We start from the raw sequence: 25431 nt of genomic DNA, 5'->3' as shown, positions 1-25431 counted from the left end.
GACGGGCGCTATCCATGCCAGCGGCGGGGCGATAAAAGCCAGCACCACGATAAACAAAAAGAAAAACGGCAGATCGACAATGGTCGACATGGTCGAGGAGGTGATCATCTCGCGAACCTGTTCCAGCTCGCGCAGTTGAGAAATGAAGCTCCCCGTCGAGCGGGGGACGGCGCTGTTGCGCAGGCGCAATGCATGGCTGAACACGCGATCGGAAATGCGCATATCGGCACGTTTGCCGAGCAGGTCCATTATGTGGGTACGCGCTTCGCGCAGCAAAAAGCCAAACAGCACTGCCACCAGAACGCCAGTGGAGAGAACATACAGCGTTGGATAAGACTGGGCGGGGATCACCCGGTCATAAACCTGCATAGAAAAGATAATCCCGGCGAGCGACAGAACGTTAATCAGAAAGGCGGCAATCATGACCTGCAGATAAGGACTAATGTCTTTTAACACCAGTTCGCGCATCCAGTCGGGCTTGAAGCGCGAAATATAGCGGTCTACCCGACTGTCCTTCAGCGCCGACAGCGGGCGTAGCGCGGTAATACTCACGATCTCCGGCAGAAGCTCTGCGACCGTGAGCCGGTTACGCTGGCCCTCTTCGGCGATGATAAACACATCCAGTGCATCTTCGCCGTTGAAATGTTCTATCACCATTAGCTGGCCGTCGCGCAGTTCCGCCACCACCGGCAGACGCCACTGACCGAACAGCTGCGTGGCGGTATCCAGCGCATGAAATGACAGTCCCGCCTGACGCGCCAGTTGCGACAGGGCCGTTGCCCGGCTTTTTCCCGCAAACCACGGGGCGTTGGCCTGGATTGCGCCGGGAGAACAGGCCACGCGATAGTGATTGGCAATATGCGTCATCGCCTGCGCCCACTGGCTAAGAGCGTGTTCGCTAATCGCATCTTTTGCATGTGAGTCGAGGTCGCTCATAGCTTGATCTCCACCGATTGAATGCTGCGATTATTTAAGGCGAACGCCTGGCGAAGCGAGCCAGTGTTATAGAGGCAGTTCAGCTGGAGCTGGCGCAGCTGGTTTTGAGTCTGGAGTTCCGCAAAACGGGCCTGATACACCTCTTGCTCGGCGTTAAGCACGTCGAGCAGCGGGCGCGAACCGAGGTCCAGATACTGCTGTTGATAAAGCTCGCGCGTTTGTTCACTCAGTCGCTGCTGGCGGCGCAGAATCTGCAGGGCGGTGGCGAGGCTCATTGCCTGGCTGCGGGACTCCAGTAATTTTTGTCGTACTTCGAGTCGGGTGCGCTGGATGGAGTATTGTGCAGACTCTACCGCATGGCTGGCGGCGTTGCGCCTGGCGGTGAGTCCGCCCCCCTGATACAGCGGCATCTCAACTTTTACCCACGTGGAGTACTGGGTTTTGTCGAGCACCTCATGGCTGGGGTATTTGTCGTTGAGATAATGCTGCACCGACGGTTCCAAAGAGATGGTGGGCGTCATCTGCGCGTTGGCGTAATCGAGATTTGCCTGTGCCACATTCGCTTGTGCCCAGGCCGCCAGAACCGCGGGAACCAGTTTATCTTCCGGTTTGACCACATCGCAGCTGCTGTCCAGTTTGGCCGGGAATTCGTTGCTGATGCCGTTAAGTGAGTTCCAGCCGAGGTAACTCATCAATGTGGCCTTACTGCTGTCGAGATTGGCCTGATACTGCGCCAGCTGAGAACGCGCAGACTCGATACGCGCATCGGTTTGCACCACGTCGGACAGCGAGGTTGCCCCTTCATCATTGCGTTGTCGGGTCAGTCGACCAATGTCGTTTAAGGCGGTGAGCTGTTCTTCGGCGGCATCCACCATTTGTTGCCACGTCTGCACCTGGACTATCGCGTTGGCGGTTGCGTGGGCGATGGTATCAATACTGAGTAACACATTCGCCTGCTGTTGTGCGGCTCCGGCTGTCTCGGCGCGGACCTGGCTTGCCACTTTGCCGAAGTCGTACAGCATTTGTGACACCGAAATAACCAGCGCCGGGCTAAAGCCGTGGTCGGTATAGGTATTGCTGTAACCGTTATTCATTCCGGCAGAAACCTGCGGGTAATATTTCGATTTCGCCACGTCGATCTGTTCGTTTTGCGAAAGCAGTTTGCCGATCGATTCACGAATAGAAGGATGCCAGCTCACGGCACGACTTACCGCGTCGTTGAGCATCAGGTTGCCGGGGGCGGCAGCGCTCAGCGGCAGATCGGCAACCGCGCCGTCCAGCGAGGGAAGCATCTGGCTGGTGGCCAGTCCTTCCGGCGTAATAATTTGCGGTTCATCTTCGGCATTCACCCGCAGGGTACAGAGCGTTAATGCCAGAAGTAATGCAACAGGCGCGACATTTCTCATAGTTTATCCCTTACAAAATACGGCAGCGACGACTGTTATTGCCCCGGACGTCATGGCATCCGGGGCTGTAGTTATGGCGCTTTAACGCATTGCGTTAACGTCAGGGCACGATGTGATTTTGTTGCACCAGCTCATCGAGCGTGGTGTGTACGTTCTCCAGCGTTATGAGATTGGTTGAGTGATATGTGTTGCCCGTACCGTCGCGGTCGATGGCAATCACCGTGTTGTTACCGCTGGTGGTTACGGTGAGGTAGTTGCCGAGCGTAGCGTTCTGCCCGTTCCAGCCCACCAGCAGGTCGCCGATATCGATTTTGTCACCCTGGGCCAGTGAGAAGTTGGTCCAGGTGTCGGTAGCACCATTGCTAATGTTGCCGCCGGTAGCGTCGTTGGCGTTGAGCAGGTGATAAATCAGCGTATCGCCGTAGGCGCTGCCAGTCAGGCGATCGGCATCGACGGTACTCACCACTTGCGGATTCATATTGATGGTCAGCGTAGCGGTATCGGTATGGCCATTCTGGTCGTTAAGGGTGTAGGTAAATGTCTCTTTGGTGACGATGGTGGAGAGCGAGACATCGCTGTTGAGGGCATAGGTGTAATGACCATCAATGCCAATGGTCAGTTTGCCGTACAACCCGTTAATGATGGCGCTGGTCGTGCTACTCAGCGGATCAAGCGTGACGGTACTGCCGCCCGTGCCGTTCACCGTCAGCAAGGTATGCACGCTGGCAATATGGTCTCCGTCATAAATATTGCCTGTGACGCTGTTCGCTGTGGAAGTCTCGAAGTTTTGCAGGTCGATTATCGTACCTTTCACGCTGGGGGTGATGGTGATATTCCCCAGCCCCAGCCCCCCGACGCTTCCGGTATAGTCGAGGCGATAGTTGCCGGGGTGCAGTACGATCCCGCTCAAGGCTATATCGATATTGCCGCCAACCAGCAATCCGCCATTGAAAGAGTTACCGGCAATCTTGATGTTGTTGCTGTCATACAGCGCCCAGGTGACGGTCAGCCCGCCCAGCGTCAGACCTGACGCGACGTTAAAATGCAGTATGGCGTTTTGCACCGCCGTTCCCGTTGCGATTTCAATGACGCCAGTACCACTTTTTGAGGTGGGTGAAAGGAGTTGGGCACTCCAGCTGGCGTTCCCGACGCTGTCGTCGGTAAACGACCGGGAAGTATCCGCCTGGGTACTAACCGCCATCGTGCTGCTGACGTCATTTACTGCATCCAGCGCCTGTGGGGTTGGTTTGATATTCAGCGATGCACTGCCGGTATCGCCGTTTGGCGCTTTGACCTTATACACGAAACTGTCCGGCGTATTGATACCGTCTGCGCCCAGTCCGCTTCTCAGCGTGTAGGTGTAGTTCCCTTTCGCATCAATAGTCAGCGTGCCGTACTGCCCGTTAATGGTGGTTGTACCCGTTCCGTTTACGGTGACACCGTTAACTTCGGTGATAACGGTATTGGCCGGAGCCGAGTCGTTGACCAGCAGGTTTCCATTGGTTGTCGCACTCAGGCTGTCGACGGCGTAGGTGTGATCGGCCTGGATATTCAGGGTATAGCTGGTCAGCAGCGTCAGACCGCCGGAGGCGTTAAGCAGGAACAGATAGTCACCGCCAGGCAGGGTGATGGTGTAATCCGTTGAGCTACCTCCTAGCAGCGCCGTGACCCAGTTGGGCTTCACGCGGAACTGCTCATACTGCTGAATGGATTCGTTGAAGCGATAAACATAGAGATCAAAACCGCCAACCGTGACGCCGAGAACGCTGGCCTTGACGGTCAGCGTGCGGGTTGCGCCATCATCCACATTAAATTTGATCGGATTGGTTAAACCGTTAACCAGACTGACATCCAGCACATTGCCCAGTCCGACGTTGGCGAGGGTGAAGCCGGTTTGCTGTGATGTGCCATGATCAACCGCGATGACCTGCGTCCCGTAAGTCAGCGCAGCCACATCGTCTGCTGCGGTTACCGTACTGGTGGTGGGCGCCTGACCGAGCGTTACCACCAGTTTTGCCGAGGAGTGATCGCTGCCATGCGTCAGCGTGTAGGTGAAACTTTCGGAACGGCCATACACCGAGATTGACGTATTGGTCAGGGTATAGGTGTAACTACCGTTCTGATTGATATGCAGGATGCCGTATTTCCCCTGCACATCAATGCCGCCCGACGGGATGTTCACGACGTTGCCGTTACCGTCGGTGATGGCGGTAACCAGCGTGCCGGAAGGGGCATTATCCTGCCCGTTGGCGGGATCGATATCGGTGATGATATTGCCAGACTCGGTAGTACCGCCGGTGATGGTTCCTGCGCTAGCTTTTACCACAGAGACATCAAGGCTGGTGTATGCTCCGGTCGCCAGCAGGTTGGTGTTGTAGCTGACCACGCGGTAATCACCACCAGTCAGTCCGCTGTAATTGAGCGTTACGCCTGAGGCGCCCAGAGTGAGGAGGCTGGCAAAGTCTGGTTTTCCGGTATCCACCACCGTCACCCAGGCATTCAGCGCGGTGTCAAAGCGCTGGATGACGACTTCAAGTGTGTTTAACAGCGACAGCACTACGCCGGTCGCTGCGGCATTGATTGTAATGGATCCGCTGCCGCCAGAAGCGATGCTGAAATTCACGCTTGCCGTATCGTTCCCCAGCACGTTGGCGACATTTCCCAGCGCATTGACCAACAGGAAACCATAATCGCTTTGATGCTCGGTGCTGACGGTGACATCGGTTTGTAGCGGCAGGCTGGTGACATTGTCTTCAGCCAGCAGCGGCAATACTGGTGCGAGAGCGTTTGTCGGCGATGAGGTATTTCCCGCCGCATCGGTCGCCGTGGCGGACAGCGACTGCCCTTCAATCTGGCGAACCGGCAGGTTGACGCTGTAGACACCGCTGCTGTTGGCGATTGCCGTCACGCTGGTGCCGCCGGGCAGAGAAATGGTGACTGTGCTTCCCGCTTCGGCGACGCCGCTGACGGTACCGCCATCGGCGCTGATCAGGAGCGTTGGCGCGGTCGGTGGCGTGGTGTCCACGATCACGCTGAACGAACCGGACAACCCACTTGCGCCGTTGGCGTTGGTTGCCGTGGCGGTAAACGCATGGTTACCTTCGCTGAGTGCACCGGATGGGGTAAAACTCCAGATCCCGTTACCGTCTGCGGTCGTGAAGCCCATTAGCACGCCGTTGTTGTACAGATTGATGACGGCGTTAGCCTGCGCCGTTCCGCTGAGCGTTGGCAGGGTGTCATTGGTGGTTTTACCGGGAGCGACGGGTCCCATGATAGTGCCGACGTCATCGAGCACGCTGGCAATAACAGGCGCAGGTGGTACGCCGGTAAACGGTGCCAGCACGTTACCCGCCGTACCGATGTTGCCTGCGGCATCCTGTGCGCTGACCAGCAGAGTTTGCCCACTGATTTGCGGTGGGTTCAGTGTGAAGGTGAAATTACCGGAGGCGTTGGCGGTTGCCGTGCCGAGCACCGTTCCGCCGCTGGAGGTAATAATGACCGTGCTGTTTGGCTCGGCAACGCCGGTGAGCGCGGTGCCGTTGGCGTTTACCGCCAGCCCGGTTGGGATACCTGGGGCAACGGTATCGACCACGATCGCTGCCGCAGACGATATACCACTGGTATTACCCGCGCTGTCCGTTGCGGTGATGGTAAACGAGTGGGTACCTTGTGCCAGCGCGGTAGTCGGGGTGTAGCTCCAGTTGCCGCTGCCATCCGCCGTTACGCTGGTGACAAAGCTGCCGTTATCATAAATATCAACTCGCGCGTTGGCTTCCGTGCTGCCGTTTAACGTTGGGCGCGCGTCGTTGGTCGGCTGATTGCTGCCAATCGGCCCGGTATTTGGCCCAATATCATCAATAATGCTGCTGATTGAAGGCTGCGTCGGCGCCGTGGTGTCAACCACCACGCTAAAGCCTGCCGTCGCGCCGCTGGTGTTGCCCGCCGCATCAGTGGCGGTGACTGTGAAGGTGTGCGATCCATTAGCCAGCGGTGTGGTTGGGGTAAACGACCAACTGTTATTGCTTTGCACCAGCGCGGTACCCAACAGGGTGCTTCCGTCATAGATGCTGATGGTGCTGCCTGCCTCGGCGGTGCCGTTCAGCGTTGGGCGCGCATCGTTGGTCAACTGTCCGTTGCTGAGCGCTGCATTGAACACGCCGCCTGCGATATCATCCACCACAGAGACCAGCAGCGGGACGGATGGTGCAATGGTGTCGACATTAATCGTAAACCCACCTGAGACAGGACTCACGTTCCCGGCGGCGTCGGTGGCGATGGCGGTAAACACATGCTGACCGTTGCCAAGTGTGGTGGTCAGATATTCCCACGTGCCGTCTATCGCCGCAGTCACCGTTGCCAGCAGCGCGCCATTATCGTAGATGGCTACCCGGGCACCGGCTTCCGCTGAACCGCTGAGTACGGGACGGGTGTCGTTGGTAAAGGCTCCGTTCGATAGCGTTCCGGTTCCCGGCTGCACGTCATCAAACGCCTGGATAATCGTTGGCGCAAGCGGGGCGACGGTATCAACAACGATGTTAAATCCCGCAGATGTCGGGCTGACGTTTCCGGCCGCGTCGGTGGCTGTTACCGTCAGCGCGTGGTTACCGTTGCCAAGTTGGGTTCCCGGTGTGAAGGTCCAGGCGCCCGTACCATCCGCTGTGGTAAAGCCGATAAACGATCCGTTATCGTAAATTCTCACCGTGGAATTGGCTTCAGCCATACCGCTAAGCGTCGGGAGTGGATCGTTCGTGGCCTGACCGTTGTTCAGATTACCGATCAGCGGGCCGACATCATCCGCAACCTGAGTAATCACTGGTGCTGTCGGTGCCAGAGTATCGACGGTGTAGGTAAAGCCACCAGAAGGCAGACTGGTATTGCCTGCGCTATCTGTAGCCGTGACGGTCAGAGTATGCTGGCCGTTACCCAATGCCGCGGAGGGTGTAAAACTCCAGCTTCCGCCTGCGCCGACGATGGTGGTGCCAATGGCCTGACCATCGCTCAGGACGGTAATCGTCGCGCCAACTTCACCGGAACCGCTGAGCGCCGGGCGACTTTCGTTGCTGATTTGCCCGTTGGAGATAGGCCCGGTTGTCGGCGCAGTATTGTCCTGCACCGAACTGATGACCGGTATTGACGGGGCAATAGAGTCCAGCTCAATAGTAAACGATGATGATACTCCGCCTGTGTTTCCCGCCTGATCTGTGGCAACGACGGTGAAATTATGTTGCCCCTGCCCCAGCGGAGCATCCGGAGTGAAGCTCCAGTTACCTGACTCGTCCACCTGAGTTGTACCTATTTCAGCGCCGTTATCACGGATCGTGATGATGGCGCCAATCTCGCCTTTGCCGTTCAGGGTAGGCTGCGCATCGTTTGTAAGCTGTCCGTTGGTCAGCGCGGTATTGCCGGGCTGATCGTCAATTACTGAGGTAATGCTCGGTGCGGCTGGCGCCAGCGTGTCGACGACGACCACAAATGGTGGCGTTGTCGGGCTAATGTTACCCGCGTTATCTGTAACGCTGGCAGTCAGCGAGTGGCTTCCTTCTCCGAGAGCAGGGGCAGGCGTAAAGCTCCAGTTGCCATTTTCGTCGCTGGTGGTTGTGCCGATTACCGTGCCATTATCGCGGATGGTAACAACCGAATCCGCCTCGGTAACGCCAGCAAGCGTTGGGGTATTATCATTGGTCAACTGCCCTGAGGTCAGGGGCTGGATCGTACCAACGTTGTCCGTGACCGTCACAATAGATGGCGCATTCGGTACCAGGGTATCGACAATGATCCGGAAATCACTGGATGGATCTCCCTGGTTGCCAGCGGCGTCCGTTGCGCGGGCGGTAAAGAGATGATCGCCTTCTCCCAGCGGTGCTGTCGGGGTAAAGCTCCAGAATCCGTTACTGTTTACGGTCGTTGTGGCATAAGCGATACCGTTATCGTAGAGGGTAATGGTTGCCCCGGGTTCGCCAGTTCCGTTGAGCGTCGGACGCGAATCATTTGTAATTTGCCCTTTATCCAACGAGCCAGTGCCGGGGGCAACATCGTCGATAATGCTGGTGATCGTTGGCGCTTGCGGTGCCGTCGTGTCGATGGTGATAGCGTAGTTGGGTGACTGACCGCTGGGTATGCCTCCGACGGTTTGCGACACAGTGAAGTTATAGGTTGCACCGTTAGTTAGTGGGGCAGGTAACTGATAACTCCATGCGCCAGAAACAACGTCGGCTATTACCGATGGAACTTGCAAAACACCATTTACATAAATATTAACAGTCGCTCCTGCAGTGGCAGTCCCTTGCAGCAGTGGTAAGGTGTCATTGGTGGTTTTACCGTTGCCAATCACCCCCATGATGGGCGCGATGTCATCAACGATCTCAAGCGTTGGTGGATGAGGAACGCTGGAGGTAGCAGCGCTAAACGTTGTCGGGTCGCTTTGATTTCCGGCGGGATCCTGAGCGATGGCGTTGAGCGCCTGACCGGTTGTTTGCGCTGGCGAAATTGTGACAGCGAAGTTACCTGAATCGTCAGCGATCCCTTGGCCGAGGATCGAAGTACCGCTGCGAATGATGACGGTACTGCCTGGATCGGCAGAGCCGCTAACCAGCGTACCGTTCGGGTCTACGCTGGTAACCGTAGGCGTTGCAGGCGGCAGGGTATCGACAATCAACGTCAGCGGGTTATCTGCTGCCAGTGAGTTACCTGCGTCATCCACGGCGCCGAAAGTCAGTGTGTGAGTGATATTGGGCGTGAGGGGGACATCCACACTCCAACTGCCGTTAGCAGCAACGGTAGCTGTCGCAATGGCGATGGGATTGTTACCATCGAAAATCAAAACCGTACTGCCCGGTGTGCCGGTACCGCTAATGGTTGGCGTTGTATCGTCCGTGACGCTGCCGCTGGTTAGCGAACCGGTAAAGACGCCAACGTTATCCTGGATATCCGTGACCTGCGGCAACGTTAACTTCGTGTTGTTAACCGTAAACGAAATGCTGTTTGAATTGTCGCTGACGTTACCTGCGGGGTCTGTTGCGGTAGCGCTTAATGTGTAGCTCCCGTTTGCCAGCGCAGTCCCGGGGGTAATACTCCAGGTACCGCCTGCCACCGTTGCAGTACCGATCACCGTACCGCCGTTATACAGAGTGATGATGTCTCCATTGACACCTGTACCACGAATGGTTGGCGTGGTGTCATCGGTCACGGCGTTGGGTGCAAGGTCACCCATGATATCGCCGACGTTATCATTGGCGGCGATAATCACCGGCGGCGCAGACGGCGTCGTGTCGATGTTCAGTGTTATAGCTGTTGATGGCTGGCTGACGTTGCCTGCAGGATCGGTTGCGGTGAGGGTTACCTGGTAAGTACCTGGAGTAACCGGTGCTGGCGGAGTAAAGCTCCAGGTTCCGTCTGCACCTACTGTTGTCGTTCCCTGCAAAGGGGGAGTGCCGTTCAGATAAACGGTAATCAAATCTCCGACGTTCCCCGTGCCGCTAAAGGTTGGCGTGGTGTCATTGGTATTGCCATTCGTGACCACGCCCGTTACCGGAGCCACATCGTCGGTAATGATTGGCGCGGCTGGTTGTGCGGGAGGTGTGTTGTCTACCGTCAAGGTAAAGCTGGCCGATGGGATCCCCGTGTTGCCTGCAACGTCAGTCGCTGTAGCGGTGAACTTATGCGGCCCGTCGGTGAGTGAGGTTGGGGTAAATGTCCAGGTGCCGTCTGGCTGTACGGTGACGGTACCAATGGAACCGCCATTATCATAAATCGTAATCTTCGCGCCGGGCTCGCCGGTTCCGGAGAGTTCGGGATTCAAGCTCTTGGTACTGCTGCCGTTACTCAGCGTTTGTAGATTTGTGCCAATCAGACCTTCTGCGGAGCTGATAACCGGGGCTGCTGGTGGGGTGGTATCAATCGTTAGCGTAAAGGTCCCGGCATTGCTGGCGTTGCCTGCAACGTCCGTGGCAATAGCGGATAAATTGTGTGTGCCTTCACTGAGCGGTTGGTCGAGTTGAATACTCCAGGTGCCTCCGGGCAAAACAGTCGTGCTTCCAATTGGCGTAGCTCCATCATAAAGAGTGATCTTAGAACCGTCTGTTCCGGTTCCTTTCAGCTCTGGCAAGGTATCGTTTGAACGGCTTCCGGTAGGCAGATCGATCGGTGCATTCCCAACGTCGTCGGTAGCAGCCAAAATGACAGGAGCGCCTGGCGGTTGGGTATCTACGGTAACGCTGACCACTGTGGGTGAGGTGATGACATTACCGGCGGCATCAGTTGCCGATACCGTAAACTGATGGGTGCGATCGCTGAGCACCTGATTCCCCGGAACGGTATAACTCCAGGTACCCGAGCTGTCGACAAGAATAACCGTCAATAACTGAATGCCATCGTACAGGTTTACCAGTGAACCTGGCTCACCGGTACCCGAGATGGTTGGCGTATTGTCGTTGGTGACCCAACTGTTATTTGCAACGCTGCCCGTAATGCTGCCAACGTCATCGTTAACCAACGTTATCACTGGAACAGTTGGCGCAATGGTATCGACAATGATTTTCCAGCTTGCCGCGCTGCTGGTGTTATTCGCGGCGTCTGTGGAGGTCACCGTGAAGATGTGAGCGCCCTCGCTTAGCGCCGAGACTGGCGTATAGTTCCAGTTACCGTTGATATCAGCGACAACGGTCGTCAGCAGGGTGCCGTTATCGTAAATTTTGACCTGAGAACCTGCTTCGGCGGTGCCTTCCAGCTTAGGTTTGCTATCGTTGGTGACATCGCCGTTATTGAGAGGGCCCTGATACATGGGCTGGTCATCCGTCACGGCGGTGATGATGGGCGTTCCAGGGGCGGTAATATCCGGAGCCACCGCGGAAGTTGGCTGACTCTCGTTATTGCTGCTGTCCGTTGCGGTAACTTTTACCGTTTCGCCGTTCATTTTCGACGGCGTAATCGACACCGTGAAGTTGCCACCGCTGTCTGCCTGGCCTGTGCCGATCTGAATACCATTGCTGTCTTTTACAGTGACGGTGCTTCCCGCTTCAGCATGTCCGCTTACAGAACCACCGTCCCCGGCGACGGTGACGCCGGTTGGCGCGTCAGGCGCCGTGGTATCCGGGGCGGTAATCGCGCTGTTGCCGCTGGTATTGCCAGCAGCATCCGTCGCGTTGGCGACAAGATGTTCTCCGTTGGTCTGCGGCGGAACCAGCGTGGCGGTGAATTCTCCGTTCGAGCCGGCGGTTACTGTTCCAATTATCGCGCCACCAGGATCCAGAATATGTACCGTACTGTTGGGTTCAGCCATGCCGGTAACCTGATCGCCTGTAGGATTAATCACCAGATTAGCTGGCGGCAGCGGGGCCGTGATGTCTGGCGCGAGCGCGGTTTCCGGTAGGCTTGGGTTCCCGGCAGGATCGGTGGCGATAGCGGTAATGGTTTCACCATTGGTCTGAGGCGGGTTAATGGTGATGGTAAATGAGCCATCCGTTCCGGCGACGCCGCTGCCGATCTGAAGACCGTTATTATTATTGATGGTCACGGTACTTCCTGGTTCGGCTGTACCGGTGACGACAGAGCCGTCGGCAGATACGTTCAGATCGTCCGGCGCTGACGGTGGCTGAGTATCGATAGTGATATTGAATGCCGCTGACGTTCCTCCCGTGCCCAGGTGGTTGGTTGCTGTGGTGGTGAAGGAGTATGAGTCGTCCTGCAAGTTGGTGTTGGAGGTCCAGGTCCAGTTGCCGCTGGAATCGGCAAGCACACTTACAACAAGCGCGCCGTTGTTATAAATGTTAACCGTGCTGTTGGCGTCTGCGGTACCCGAGATCGTAGGCGTTGGGTCGTTGGTGGCCTGATTATTGTTCAATGGCCCAGTTGAGGGGGTAACATCATCCACAATGCTGATGATAACAGGCACGCCTGGGTAGCCAGAGTTGGTGGCATTGAAGGACGTGTCTGGCCCGACGTTGCCTGCCTGGTCCTGAATCTTCGCGATCAGCGCTTCACCGTGCGTCTGTGAAGGTGAAATCGCGATGACGAAATTGCCGGTTTGATCAACGGTAGTTGAACCCAAAACCTGATTATTACTACCGATGATAATGACCTGGCTTCCTACCTCAGCACTACCGGTTACCTCGGTGCCTTGCAGGTTTACGGAGGAAATGACCGCGCCTTCAGGCGGGGTAGTATCGACGGTGAATGTCGGTACACTCGTTTCCGTACTCACGTTACCCGCATCGTCAGTTTGCGTCAGCGTCAGATTGTGAACACCGTCGCTAAGCGGCGTGTCAGGTGTAAACGTCCAGTTACCATTGTCATCCACCTGAACCATGCCAATCAGAATGCCATTATCAGAAATGCTGATGTAAGAGCCCGCTTCACCAGTGCCTGTGAGTGTTGGCGTGGCATCGTCGGTTACACCGTTATTACCTATCAAGCCTTTAATGGAACCTGAATCGTCAGTTACTTCTGTGACCACAGGGGCGTCGGGGGCAAGCGTATCGACAATAATCTCCCAACTGTCCGACATGTCGCTGCTGCCCGTACCGTCTGATGCACTGACGGTAAACTTGTGGGTACCGTCTGCGAGTGGAGAGGATGGCGTAAACGACCAGTTGCCGTTGGCATCGATAGTGACCTGGCCTATTTCGACGCCGTTATCAAAAATATGCAATGTGGCATTTGCGGGGCCGGTGCCCTGAAGAGTGGGCGTATTGTCGTTGGTGGATTCCAGCTGATTAACAGGGCCAGTAATCAGCTCCTGGTTATCGATTACGCTGGTGATAACGGGTACGTCAGGCATGTTAGGGGTTGTTGTTGGCGGTGAACCACCATCCCCATTACCACCGTTGCCATTACCGTTGCCATTTCCGCCATTACCGTTGCCGGCATTATTATCACTCCCGCCGCCACCACCGCCGCCACCCGCCGCGAGGCCAATTCCGCCTGCGACCGCGATCCCACCAAGAACCCACGGCCAGACGGCGCCGCCTTCATGGCTTCCCTCGGCAGTCATTAGCGGAGTGAGATCGTCCAGATGCTGGAAATGGAATGCCCCATCAGTATCCTGAACCCACCACAGCGCGCCATTACTGTCTTCCAGAACAAGCTGGTTTTGCGCATCACCTTTTCCGACATAGAAGTTCTTAATGGTGATGGTTTCACCTGAGCGGAGTGTGACAACCAGATCCTGATTCACGCGAGTCAGTTGACTTACCTCCTCACGTGACACCGACAGTTTCACGATAGAAGGCGAACTGAGCGTAACTTCAGAGGATTCAACATTTGTGGAAACGCCAGTTAATTTTGATACAACGGCGAGTAGACGCATATGTTCACTCCTGATGGCATGTCGGGAGTATTAATCCGCAACAGCGCGCTGGGAAAATGAGCAGACAGGGGCCCCGTTCACCATAAAGATGAATTTACACATGTAATTACATTGATTAGGTCATGCAGAGGTTCATTTACTTATCAAATACGTTCGGGCCCTGTTAGCTGAATAGTTCTTTCGTATTAGATGATATAGTCAGAAAGAATGTATTCTGCAACTTATCCATATTAAAAATATATTTGGCTAATTGAAAAGTATACTTTCCGGTGTGTATTTAATGATTTATTTTTAGTTAACTTATTGTATTTAAAGGTTTTTTATTTTAATTAAAATGAGAGGTGATATAATAAACAACAGTAATAATAGTGTTATTAAATAAGTTTGAATATAGGTGGCATGGTCTTGAAGTTTTATTTTATTAGACTATGGGGCGCTACGGTAATGCCAGGGGAGTTTATTTCATACCTGAACGATTCAGCACAAATAAACCATAAACCTGATGAATGTATTGAGTGGGTTTCAATAACTAAAAAATAAGAACCAGTCTCAGGATCAGAGACTGGTCACAGGAGAATAGCGTTTAGCGACCAGCATTTTTCATAATACGCGCTTTATCTAACTGCCATTCGCGTTCTTTCACATCGGAGCGCTTGTCGTGCTGTTTCTTACCTTTCGCGACGCCAATTTTCACTTTGCACCAGGCATTTTTCCAGTACAGTGAAAGCGCAACAACGGTATAACCGTCACGATTCATTCGACCATACAGGGAGTCGAGCTCACGTTGGTTTAACAACAGCTTGCGGGTACGGGTGGGATCACATACCACATGCGTTGAGGCAACAGCCATTGGCGTGAAGTTGGCGCCAAACAGGAATGCTTCGCCGTCTTTAAGGATGACGTAGCTGTCGCCGATGTTAGCTTTACCCGCCCGCAGGGATTTGACTTCCCAACCTTGCAGAGCGAGTCCTGCTTCGAACTCTTCTTCAATAAAGTATTCGTGTCGTGCACGCTTGTTAAGCGCGATTGTGGCTGAGCCAGGTTTGTGTGCTTTTTTCTTCGTCATAATGCCGCTCAGTATAGGTAATCTGGAATCGAAAAACACCCCATTTCATCCAGCGGGGCGCAAGGCGCTATCTTAGCACGAGTTAGGCTATAGCGTTTTTTTTAGCGGGGGATAAATGGTATTATTTGTGTGATTGATATTGATGGAAATTGTTATGCCTCAGATTAGCCGGACCGCTTTAGTACCTTACAGTGCGGAACAGATGTATCAGCTAGTGAATGATGTTAAATCCTATCCCCAGTTTTTACCGGGATGCACCGGTAGCCGTGTGCTGGAGTCGACTCCGGGACAGATGACCGCGGCGGTGGATGTCTCGAAAGCAGGGATTAGCAAAACGTTCACTACGCGTAATCAACTGACCAGTAACCAGAGTATCCTGATGCATCTGGTCGACGGACCGTTCAAGAAACTCATTGGCGGATGGAAGTTTACGCCACTGAGTCATGAAGCGTGCCGCATTGAATTTCATCTCGATTTTGAGTTTACCAATAAGTTAATCGAGCTGGCATTTGGTCGTATCTTTAAAGAGCTGGCTTCGAACATGGTGCAGGCCTTCACGGTCCGCGCGAAAGAGGTTTACAGTGTCAGCGTCAGCTAAAATTGTTGTTGAAGTGGCGTATGCGCTACCCGAGAAACAGTATCTACAGCGTGTGACGCTGCAACAGGGCGCTACGGTGGAAGAGGCTATCCGCGCTTCCGGGCTGCTGGAATTACGTACCGATATCGATCTCAGCAAAAATAAAGTGGGCATTTACAGCCGTCCGGTAAAGCTTGCTGATGTTCTCCAGGACGGTGATAGGGTGGAAATTTACCGGCCACTGATTGCCGATCCGAAAGAGCTGCGCAGACAGCGAGCAGAGAAATCTGCTAAAAAATAGCAGACAATAAAAAAGGTGCTCATTGAGCACCTTTTTTTGATCTGTTAATCCTACTTGTTGTCGGTCAAAGCAGGTTTGTTATCAATGTTCGTCAAAATGCCGCTGCTGTTAAAGGTCAGCGTCAGTGTTTGCTGGGTTACGCCTTCATGACCAGGTTGCTGACGGAACACATAAAACCAGGTGTTAGTGCCAAAAGGATCGGACATCATTGGTGTACCCAGAGCATAAGCAACCTGCTGTTGCGTCATACCCGTGCGCACTTTGGCGACATCGGTAGGTGTCAGATAATTTCCCTGGTTGATGTCAGGGCGGTAAACCACTCGCTCCAGAGTGGAACAGCCTGCAGTCAACATCAGTAGTACTGCTGCAGCAGCAGTCAGCGTTTTACAGCGCATAGTGATTTGATTCCTTTTCGGGCCCGAGCAGTACGCGGCTCATATGTAATATGCCGATGATAATAGACCTTTCACCACTTTAAAACCTTTTGCTGTCGGGTCGGTCGGCGATTTTATGTTGAACTCAGACCTTAACAAGGTAAAAAAGTTTATGCCGCCAGCAGTTCTTTTGCATTTGCGAGGGTATTGCGCGTCACTTCGCTACCGCCAAGCAGGCGGGCTAATTCCTGCAGGCGAGCGCGTTTATCAAGCGGCTGCATGTGTGTTTCGGTCATCGCGCCATCCGTTTCTTTGCTGACGTAGAAGTGTTGATGACCACAGCCAGCAACCTGCGGCAAGTGAGTAACGCACATTACCTGAGTTGACTCGCCCAACTGACGCAGCATTTTTCCCACTACCGCAGCAGTCGGGCCGCTGATACCGACATCCACTTCATCGAAAATCAGCGCCGGTGTTTCCATTTTGCGCGCGGTAATAACCTGAATAGCCAGCGCAATGCGCGACAGTTCCCCACCTGAAGCCACTTTCGCAATTGGCTGCAACGGCTGGCCTGGGTTAGTGGTCACTTTAAACTCTACGCGATCGGCACCGTCTGCGCTCAAATGATGTTCCTCAAATTTCACATCAATGCAAAAGACACCGTGCGGCATTGAGAGAGTATGCATGCTCTCTGTAATCAGTTGTCCCAGCTCCTGAGCATAATGCTGGCGCTGTTTGTGCAGCATTTTTGCCGTTTCCAGAGCCTGCTGGTGGTGATTGTTCACCGCCAGGGTTAAGGTTTCGAGCGAGTCGGCCTGATCGTCTAACTGCTGTTGTTCATCCAGCAATGACTGATAGAACTGTGGCAGCGCTTCAGGGGCAACATGATGCTTGCGGGCCAATGAGATTTGTTTGGAAATACGCTGTTCAAGTTCGAACAAGCGGTTAGGGTCCAAATCCAGACGATCGCAATAGTGGCGCAGCTCGTCGCTGGCTTCGCTGAGTTGGATCGTGGCCTCTTCCAGCATATCCAGGATACCGGAAAGTTTGCCGTCCATGCCTGCCAGTTCAGTGACCAGCTGCTTTGCAGTGTACAGCTGGCTTTGCAGGTTGATGTCTTCGCCATCCGCCAGGATAGCCAGCGCCTGTTGGCTGGTGGTGAGCAATTGCCCGCTGTTAGCCAGACGCTTGTACTCTTCATCAATTTGCTCAAATTCACCCGGCTGCGGGTTGAATTCGTTCAGTTCTTTTAACTGGTATTGCAACAGTTCCGCCCGGGCTGCGCGTTCCTGACTCTGTTGTTGATGATGCGCCAGGTCACGGCAGCTTTGGTGCCACAGCTGGTAGCGCGCAGCCATTTCCTGAGTCAGGGACGCTTCATTGGCGTAACCATCCAGCAGAGACTTTTGGTGTTCTGATTTTGTCAGGAGCTGATGCGCATGCTGACCGTGGATTTGAATAAGCAACTGGCCCAGCTCGCGCAGCTGTGACAACGGTACGGCAGTGCCGTTAATGAAGCCGCGTGAACGTCCATCGCTGCTGATAACACGACGCAGCAAACATTCACGGCCTTCCTCAAGCTGGTTTTCTTCCAGCCAGCGCAGAGCCGCGGGGGTGTCTTTTAAGGCGAATCGCGCGCAGAGGTCGGCTCGCGTAGCGCCTGCACGTACCATGTCGGCGTCTGCGCGTCCGCCCAGGCACAAACCGAGAGCATCAATGGCAATGGACTTACCCGCACCGGTTTCACCGGTAATAACGGTCATTCCGTTCTGGAAATCGATCTCAAGTTCACGAACGATAGCAAAATTGCTGATGGTCAGTTGTGCCAACATAGCTGTTTTCCTGTATGAAAAACCATAACTGTAATTACATACAGTATAAACTGGTTTTTTATACAGTAAAGAGGTTGGCGTTAAATTAAAATAATTTTTTTGACCAGCCTAGTTTAGTGCTTAATGTGTTGAAATAGCTGTAATCTTTTGGGTGTATCAGGTTCAAGTGATAATCACAGCGGCGAATTAATACGTCTTCACCTTCCTGTATAGGCAGGGCGATCTGGCTGTCGCAACTGATTTCCAGATCGTTTCGGCGATGAGAGAAGCGCAGGCGAATGGTGCTGCTACTGTTGATCACCAGCGGTCGCGCGGAAAGCGTATGCGGAAACATCGGAACCAGCGTAATGGCATCCAGAGAAGGTGTCAGAATTGGGCCTCCGGCAGAGAGCGAGTAGGCGGTAGAGCCGGTCGGTGTGGAAATAATCAAGCCGTCCGAACGCTGGGAGAAGGCAAAAATTTCATCGATATAGACTTCAAATTCAATCATGTGCGCCACTTTTCCGGGGTGCAACACAACTTCATTGATCGCAGTGCTAATACGCTTCTGGCAATCCTGTTGGCACACCTGGGCTTCAAGTAAAAAGCGCTTTTCGCTGATGTAGTGGCCTTCCAGCACGTCAGCTAACTGTTGTTGAGCATTGTCTGGGTCAAGGTCGGTCAGAAAACCGAGATTACCGCGGTTAATGCCAATAACCTTGATGTCATAACGTGCCAGGGTGCGTGCGGCGCCCAGCATATTGCCGTCGCCGCCGACTACCACGGCGAGGTCTGCCTGCTGGCCAATCTCTGCGAGCGTACCTGTTTTCACATTTTTCAGCTGCAGCTCGTGGGCGATTTGTTGCTCAACGATAACCTCATAACCTTTGGCGCACAGCCAACGGTAGAGCATTTCATGTGTGGTCAGTGCAGTGGGGTGACGTGGATGCCCCACAATGCCAATACACTTGAAATGTTTGTTCATTTTCTCGAGGTCCTTGTAACGAAGATTAGTGACAATGTGAGTACTTCCCTTGAATCCCTGAATCTGATCCCCATAATAAGCCAAGTTAGCGAGATGAATGCGAAAAAAACGCGGAGAAATTCATGAGTAGTAAAGAACAGAAAACGCCTGAGGGGCAAGCCCCGGAAGAAATTATCATGGATCAGCACGAAGAAGTTGAGGCGGTTGAACCAGACGCTTCTGCTGAGCAGGTGGATCCGCGCGATGAAAAAATTGCGAATCTGGAAGCTCAGCTTGCTGAAGCCGAAACGCGCGAGCGCGACAGCGTGTTGCGTATCAAAGCGGAAATGGAAAACCTGCGTCGTCGTACCGAACTGGACGTAGAAAAAGCGCATAAGTTTGCACTGGAAAAATTCGTCAACGAACTGCTGCCGGTGCTGGATAGCCTGGACCGTGCGCTGGAAGTTGCGGACAAAGACAATGACGCTATGGCGGCTATGGTCGAAGGTATTGAGTTGACTCGTAAGTCAATGCTGGATGTTGTGGCGAAGTTCGGCGTACAGGTAGTTGCGGATATCGACGTGCCGATGGACCCGAACGTGCACCAGGCGATTGCAATGGTAGAGTCTGACGACGTTGCTGCCGGTAATGTGCTGATGGTTATGCAGAAAGGCTATACCCTGAACGGACGTACCATCCGTGCGGCGATGGTCTCTGTGGCGAAAGCCAAAGGCTAATCAGCCTCAGACCGGGTAATGCTGATGCGCTACCCGGTCTGGATTACTCTCACTGGTCCGATACGCTTTCCCGCAGCGGTTTGACGGGCAACACCTGCACCTGTTTAATCATATTATCCTGCACGTCGAGAATATCGATATCGTACTGCCCAATACGCACACGTGTGCCAGCAACCGGGATCTCTTCCAGCGCTTCAAGAATAATACCGTTCACGGTACGAGCGTCATCTTCCGGCAGGTGCCAGTTAAACGCCTTATTGATTTCACGAACGTTGGCGCTACCGTCAATGATCACCGAACCGTCATTCTGCGGCGTGACTTCTTCGGCAAGCGTCGGTGACATTGAGGTCGTGAAGTCACCAACAATCTCTTCCAGAATATCCTCGACCGTAACCAGTCCTTGAATATCGCCATATTCATTAACGACCAGGCCCACTTTCTTCTTATTGCGCTGAAATTTAATGAGCTGGGTGCTGAGTGGTGTGCCTTCCGGAACGTAATAAATTTCGTCGGCGGCGCGTAACATGGTCTCTTTGGTGAACTCTTTTTTCTCGGCCATCAATCGCCAGGCTTCACGTACGCGCAGCATACTGATGGCATCGTCGAGCGAGTCGCGATACAGCACAATACGACCGTGCGGGGAGTGCGAAAGCTGACGCACGATTGATTTCCAGTCATCGTTAATATCAATGCCGATGATTTCATTACGCGGGATCATGATGTCATCGACGCTGACTTTTTCCAGGTCCAGCACTGACAGCAGCATATCCTGGTTACGGCGTGAGATTTGCGAGCGCGATTCATTCACCAGCGTTCGCAGTTCATCTTTACTCAGCGAACCGCTCACTACGATATCCGTTTTGATGCCCATCATGCGCATCAGAAGCCGCGTAATGGTGTTGAGTAGCCATACTAACGGCATCATCAGAATCTGTAGCGGAGCCAGCAGGACGCTGCTCGGATAGGCAACTTTTTCCGGATATAGCGCGGCAATCGTCTTTGGCAGCACTTCGGCAAAAACCAGCACCACAAACGTCAGTACCCCGGTGGCAATGGCGACGCCAGCATCGCCATACAGGCGCATACCGACAATGGTGCCGAGAGCGGAGGCCAGAATATTCACCAGATTATTACCGATGAGCACCAGGCTTATCAGGCGATCCGGCTTGCGAAGTAACTTTTCAACGCGTTTTGCCTGGCGATTTCCCTGTTTGGCCCGATGGCGTAGGCGGTAGCGATTCAGGGTCATCATTCCGGTTTCAGAACCGGAAAAATAGGCGGAAATGACCACCATGATGAGGAGCGTGATAATGAGCGTGGTGGTGGAGATGTGTTCCACGTAGGGTTCCTTAAAGATTTAACTCACGAACTGCTGCAGGATACGGCTGCCGAAATAGGCCAGCGTCAGAATGCCAGCGCCTGCGACGTTAAACCATACGACGCGACGTCCGCGCCAACCTTCATGGTAATGTCCCCACAACAGAACGATATAGACAAACCATGCCACGATAGAGAGAACGGCTTTATCAATGTTCTCGGTACTGAACAGGTTATGCATGTAAAACAGGCCAGTGCACAGGGTGAGCGTCAGCAGAACCACGCCAATTTGGGTGATATGAAACATCTTCCGCTCAATACTCATCAGTGGCGGCATCTCATTGCTGAAGGCCAGTTTCTTGTTTTTCAGCTGGTAGTCAATCCACGCAAGTTGTAGCGCATAGAGTGCGGCGATAATCAGCGTGGCGTAAGCGAAAAGCGAAAGCCCGATATGGATCATCATGCCTGGCGTAGCTTCGAGATGGGTGATGAACTCGTTAGGCATAAATGTGGCGAAGGCCAGGTTTATCAGCGCAAAGGCGTAGACAATGGGCAGCAATAGCCAGCCACGATTGCGGGAAGCGACGATAGTCATTACCGTACAGATCATCAGGCTTACCAGCGAGCCGACGTTCAACAGACTCAGGTTTTGTCCGCTTTCACCGCCGGGTAGGATACGCGCTTCCAGGGCGATAGCATGGCTTACCAGCGCAACGACCGCAGAGAGAATAGCCATACGCCGCCAGCCGCTGTTTTTTTGCAGCAGAGCGGGAATAATCAGCGCGAGGCTGACTGAGTAGGCGACAAGGGCGAGCAGAGCAAAAACGGGCATATAGGTGTCGACAGTTGGCCAGTGATAAAGAAAAGCAGTATAGCGTTACGTGACCGCTGCTCCAACCGTTGCATAACAACAAAGGCGGCTTCATGTTATACTGCGACAAATTTCTGTTGATGTGTCGCTGTCGCGACCGACCGTTTCCACCCCAGGCGAGAGACAATGTTTGATAATTTAACCGATCGTTTGTCGCGCACGCTGCGCAATATCAGTGGCCGTGGACGCCTTACTGAAGACAACGTTAAAGAGACGCTGCGCGAAGTGCGCATGGCGCTGCTGGAGGCTGACGTAGCGCTGCCGGTAGTGCGTGAGTTTATCAATCGCGTAAAAGAGAAAGCGGTTGGTCATGAAGTTAACAAAAGCCTGACGCCGGGTCAGGAGTTCGTCAAGATTGTCCGTAACGAACTGGTTGCGGCAATGGGCGAAGAAAACCAGACCCTGAATCTGGCTGCGCAGCCGCCAGCCGTGGTGCTGATGGCGGGCCTGCAGGGTGCGGGTAAAACGACCAGCGTCGGTAAGCTGGGTAAATTCCTGCGCGAGAAGCACAAGAAGAAAGTGCTGGTGGTCTCTGCGGACGTTTATCGCCCGGCGGCGATCAAACAACTGGAAACGCTGGCCGAGCAGGTCGGTGTCGACTTCTTCCCGTCGGATGTCGGCCAGAAGCCGGTCGATATCGTTAACGCCGCGCTGAAAGAAGCCAAACTCAAATTCTACGACGTGCTGCTGGTGGATACCGCCGGTCGTCTGCACGTTGACGAAGCGATGATGGACGAAATCAAACAGGTCCACGCTTCTATCAAGCCGGTAGAAACGCTGTTTGTGGTCGACGCCATGACCGGTCAGGATGCCGCGAATACCGCAAAAGCCTTTAACGAAGCGCTGCCGTTAACCGGCGTAGTGCTGACAAAAGTTGATGGTGATGCCCGTGGCGGTGCGGCGCTCTCTATTCGTCATATTACCGGTAAGCCGATTAAATTCCTCGGCGTCGGCGAGAAAACCGAAGCACTGGAGCCGTTCCATCCGGACAGGATTGCTTCGCGCATTCTCGGCATGGGTGACGTGCTGTCGCTGATCGAAGATATCGAAAGCAAGGTTGACCGTGCGCAGGCAGAAAAATTAGCCAGCAAGCTGAAAAAAGGCGATGGCTTCGATCTCAACGATTTCCTTGAACAGCTCAACCAGATGAAAAACATGGGCGGTATGGCAAGCCTGATGGGCAAGCTGCCGGGCATGGGTCAGATACCTGACAATGTGAAATCGCAGATGGACGATAAAGTGCTGGTGCGTATGGAAGCCATCATCAACTCGATGACGATGAAAGAACGCGCTAAGCCGGAAATTATCAAAGGTTCCCGTAAACGCCGTATCGCTGCCGGTTGCGGTATGCAGGTACAGGACGTAAACCGCCTTCTGAAACAGTTCGACGACATGCAGCGCATGATGAAGAAAATGAAGAAGGGCGGAATGGCGAAGATGATGCGTGGTATGAAGGGGATGATGCCCCCAGGATTCCCAGGCCGCTAATCGGCCTGGCTTGTTTGCCATTTCGGCACCGGGGTGTGCTCGCCATCCTCACGTACTGCGTGTACGCTCCGGTGGCTGCGCGCACGCCGGCACCGAACTGACGGCACCGCCAACGGCCTTTTATAGCAGAGTTATCAACTGCTGATTGCATTTTCCCCAGAAATCAGTAAAATTTTCGGGCTTTTAATATGACACCCGGGCTCCGTTCCTCGATGGGGCCTGGGTGTTTTATTCACACAAGAGGATGTTATGGTTACTATTCGTTTAGCTCGTCACGGCGCTAAAAAGCGTCCGTTCTACCAGGTTGTTGTTACCGACAGCCGTAATGCACGCAACGGTCGCTTCATCGAGCGCGTTGGCTTCTTTAACCCAATCGCTAGCGAAAAAGAAGAAGGCACTCGCCTGGATCTGGATCGCATCGCTCACTGGGTTGGCCAGGGCGCGACTATTTCTGATCGCGTAGCTACGCTGATCAAAGCAGCAAACAAAGCAGCTTAATCTGTCACGGTGGTCATGATGAGCAAGCAACTCGCCGCACAGGCTCCTGTGGAACCCATCGTTTTGGGGAAAATGGGGTCTTCTTACGGTATCCGTGGTTGGCTCAGAGTGTTTTCTTCCACTGAAGACGCCGAAAGCATTTTTGACTATCAGCCCTGGTTTATCCAGAAGGCGGGTCAGTGGCAGCAAGTACAGCTGGAAAGCTGGAAGCACCACAATCAGGATCTGATCATCAAGCTGAAAGGCGTTGACGATCGTGATTCGGCGAATCTACTGACTAATTGCGAAATTGTCGTGGATTCCTCGCAGTTGCCAGCGCTGGAAGATGGTTCCTACTACTGGAAAGACCTTATGGGCTGCCAGGTAGTGACTACTGAAGGCTACGATCTCGGTAAAGTCGTCGATATGATGGAAACCGGTTCGAATGACGTCATCGTCATCAAGGCAAACCTGAAAGATGCGTTTGGTATCAAGGAACGTCTTGTGCCGTTCCTCGATGGGCAGGTTATCAAGAAAGTCGATCTCGCTACTCGTACTATCGAAGTAGATTGGGATCCTGGTTTTTAAACCACCGGATAAACGGTAAAAGTCGGCGTTATGGGGATTGGCTTGTGTTTATAGGTATCGTTAGCCTGTTTCCAGAAATGTTCCGCGCAATTACCGATTACGGGGTAACTGGCCGGGCAGTAAAAAATGGCCTGCTGAACATCCAGAGTTGGAGTCCTCGTGACTTTACTCATGACCGGCACCGTACCGTGGACGATCGTCCTTACGGCGGCGGACCGGGGATGTTAATGATGGTGCAACCTTTACGGGACGCCATTCATGCAGCAAAAGCTGCGGCTGGTGAAGGCGCAAAGGTGATTTATCTGTCACCTCAGGGACGCAAGCTTGATCAAGCGGGCGTTAGCGAACTGGCCACGAATCAAAAGCTGATTCTGGTATGTGGTCGCTATGAAGGAATAGATGAGCGCGTGATTCAAACCGAAATTGACGAAGAATGGTCAATCGGCGATTACGTACTCAGCGGTGGTGAGTTACCGGCAATGACGCTGATCGACTCCGTTTCCCGGTTTATTCCGGGAGTTCTGGGTCATGAGGCTTCGGCAATCGAAGATTCGTTTGCTGATGGGTTGCTGGATTGCCCGCACTATACCCGACCTGAAGTGTTAGAGCAGATGGAAGTACCGGCGGTGTTACTGTCGGGGAACCACGCTGAGATACGTCGCTGGCGTTTGAAGCAGTCGCTGGGCCGGACCTGGCTTAGAAGACCTGAACTTCTGGAAAACCTGGCTCTGACTGAAGAGCAAGCAAGGTTGCTGGCGGAGTTCAAAAAGGAACACGCACAACAGCAACATAAACATGATGGGCAGGCGTAAGCCCCCAATATCAGTTTACCCAGGATAAGAGATTAAATTATGAGCAACATTATTAAGCAACTTGAACAAGAACAGATGAAGCAGGACGTACCTTCCTTCCGTCCGGGTGATACCGTGGAAGTGAAAGTATGGGTTGTTGAAGGTTCCAAAAAACGTCTGCAGGCATTCGAGGGCGTGGTTATCGCTATTCGTAACCGCGGTCTGCACTCTGCATTCACTGTTCGTAAGATTTCCAACGGCGAAGGCGTTGAGCGTGTCTTCCAGACTCACTCTCCGGTAGTTGACAGCATTGCTGTTAAACGTCGTGGTGCTGTTCGTAAAGCTAAACTGTACTACCTGCGTGAGCGTACTGGTAAGTCTGCTCGTATCAAAGAGCGTCTTAACTAAGATTCGCGCAAGCGACA

17 protein-coding genes are annotated in these 25431 nt (G+C 53.7%); 8 read left to right on the top strand and 9 right to left on the bottom strand.

The window, feature by feature from the left end; all coding sequences use genetic code 11:
- The 4 genes from FDW94_RS24055 to smpB all read right to left on the bottom strand — a co-directional run.
- The coding region (locus tag FDW94_RS24055; RefSeq protein ID WP_249358392.1) for an ABC transporter transmembrane domain-containing protein at window positions 1–936 on the bottom strand (936 nt) is incomplete at its 3' end.
- The gene (locus FDW94_RS10220) at window positions 933–2342 is read right to left on the bottom strand and encodes a TolC family outer membrane protein (RefSeq protein WP_008785529.1); all 1410 of its coding nucleotides are present in this window, start codon (window positions 2340–2342) and stop codon (window positions 933–935) included. The genes FDW94_RS10220 and FDW94_RS24055, both read right to left, overlap by 4 nt.
- A gap of 100 nt (window positions 2343–2442) precedes the next feature.
- A complete protein-coding gene (locus tag FDW94_RS10215; RefSeq protein WP_137377529.1) occupies window positions 2443–13644 on the bottom strand; it encodes a BapA/Bap/LapF family large adhesin in 11202 nt (3733 codons plus the stop codon).
- A 583-nt stretch (window positions 13645–14227) separates the two neighbouring features.
- The gene (gene smpB / locus FDW94_RS10210) at window positions 14228–14710 is read right to left on the bottom strand and encodes an SsrA-binding protein SmpB (RefSeq protein WP_003031211.1); all 483 of its coding nucleotides are present in this window, start codon (window positions 14708–14710) and stop codon (window positions 14228–14230) included.
- Between the two features lie 154 nt (window positions 14711–14864).
- Here smpB and ratA point away from each other — a divergent pair, with 154 nt between their 5' ends.
- A complete protein-coding gene (ratA, locus tag FDW94_RS10205; protein ID WP_003826396.1) occupies window positions 14865–15308 on the top strand; it encodes a type II toxin-antitoxin system toxin RatA in 444 nt (147 codons plus the stop codon).
- Window positions 15292–15588 carry an RnfH family protein gene (locus FDW94_RS10200; RefSeq protein WP_008785525.1) on the top strand — a complete coding sequence of 99 codons (297 nt, stop codon included), beginning with the start codon at window positions 15292–15294 and terminating at the stop codon, window positions 15586–15588. Before ratA ends, FDW94_RS10200 begins: the two co-directional genes overlap by 17 nt.
- Before the next feature lie 50 nt (window positions 15589–15638).
- Here the strand turns inward: FDW94_RS10200 and bamE are convergent, their stop codons facing one another.
- The 3 genes from bamE to nadK all read right to left on the bottom strand — a co-directional run bounded on the left by bamE (window position 15639) and on the right by nadK (window position 18758).
- The gene (gene bamE, locus FDW94_RS10195) at window positions 15639–15983 is read right to left on the bottom strand and encodes an outer membrane protein assembly factor BamE (RefSeq protein WP_008785524.1); all 345 of its coding nucleotides are present in this window, start codon (window positions 15981–15983) and stop codon (window positions 15639–15641) included.
- A 149-nt stretch (window positions 15984–16132) separates the two neighbouring features.
- Window positions 16133–17794: a DNA repair protein RecN gene (recN, locus tag FDW94_RS10190; protein WP_008785523.1), complete on the bottom strand. Its 1662-nt coding sequence runs from the start codon at window positions 17792–17794 to the stop codon at window positions 16133–16135.
- A gap of 85 nt (window positions 17795–17879) precedes the next feature.
- Window positions 17880–18758 carry an NAD(+) kinase gene (gene nadK, locus FDW94_RS10185; RefSeq protein WP_032944608.1) on the bottom strand — a complete coding sequence of 293 codons (879 nt, stop codon included), beginning with the start codon at window positions 18756–18758 and terminating at the stop codon, window positions 17880–17882.
- Window positions 18759–18880: 122 nt separating this feature from the next.
- Between nadK and grpE the strand changes: the two genes are divergently transcribed.
- Window positions 18881–19474, top strand: coding sequence for a nucleotide exchange factor GrpE (grpE, locus tag FDW94_RS10180; protein ID WP_003826408.1), 594 nt, complete (start codon window positions 18881–18883; stop codon window positions 19472–19474).
- Window positions 19475–19523: 49 nt separating this feature from the next.
- Here grpE and FDW94_RS10175 read toward each other — a convergent pair whose 3' ends face one another.
- Together FDW94_RS10175 and FDW94_RS10170 are read right to left on the bottom strand one after the other, a co-directional pair.
- Window positions 19524–20813 carry an HlyC/CorC family transporter gene (locus tag FDW94_RS10175; protein WP_008785520.1) on the bottom strand — a complete coding sequence of 430 codons (1290 nt, stop codon included), beginning with the start codon at window positions 20811–20813 and terminating at the stop codon, window positions 19524–19526.
- A gap of 18 nt (window positions 20814–20831) precedes the next feature.
- Complete coding sequence (locus tag FDW94_RS10170) at window positions 20832–21623, bottom strand: inner membrane protein YpjD (RefSeq protein ID WP_003031224.1); 792 nt, start codon at window positions 21621–21623, stop codon at window positions 20832–20834.
- 165 nt (window positions 21624–21788) lie between these two features.
- Between FDW94_RS10170 and ffh the strand changes: the two genes are divergently transcribed.
- The 5 genes from ffh to rplS all read left to right on the top strand — a co-directional run bounded on the left by ffh (window position 21789) and on the right by rplS (window position 25414).
- Entirely contained in the window at window positions 21789–23150 is a 1362-nt protein-coding gene (gene ffh, locus FDW94_RS10160; protein ID WP_003031226.1) for a signal recognition particle protein, read from the top strand.
- A gap of 249 nt (window positions 23151–23399) precedes the next feature.
- Window positions 23400–23648 (top strand): 30S ribosomal protein S16, encoded by a 249-nt coding sequence (gene rpsP, locus FDW94_RS10155; protein WP_003031228.1) that lies wholly within the window; start codon window positions 23400–23402, stop codon window positions 23646–23648.
- A gap of 18 nt (window positions 23649–23666) precedes the next feature.
- Window positions 23667–24215 carry a ribosome maturation factor RimM gene (gene rimM, locus FDW94_RS10150; RefSeq protein ID WP_003031230.1) on the top strand — a complete coding sequence of 183 codons (549 nt, stop codon included), beginning with the start codon at window positions 23667–23669 and terminating at the stop codon, window positions 24213–24215.
- Window positions 24216–24259: 44 nt separating this feature from the next.
- Entirely contained in the window at window positions 24260–25027 is a 768-nt protein-coding gene (trmD, locus tag FDW94_RS10145) for a tRNA (guanosine(37)-N1)-methyltransferase TrmD (protein WP_003031232.1), read from the top strand.
- A 39-nt stretch (window positions 25028–25066) separates the two neighbouring features.
- Complete coding sequence (rplS, locus tag FDW94_RS10140) at window positions 25067–25414, top strand: 50S ribosomal protein L19 (RefSeq protein ID WP_002914145.1); 348 nt, start codon at window positions 25067–25069, stop codon at window positions 25412–25414.
- Window positions 25415–25431: the final 17 nt, after the last annotated feature.

It is taken from the genome of Citrobacter sp. wls757 (assembly GCF_005280935.1).
Taxonomy (GTDB): domain Bacteria; phylum Pseudomonadota; class Gammaproteobacteria; order Enterobacterales; family Enterobacteriaceae; genus Citrobacter; species Citrobacter portucalensis.
This window is presented reverse-complemented; position numbering and strand designations above follow the sequence as displayed.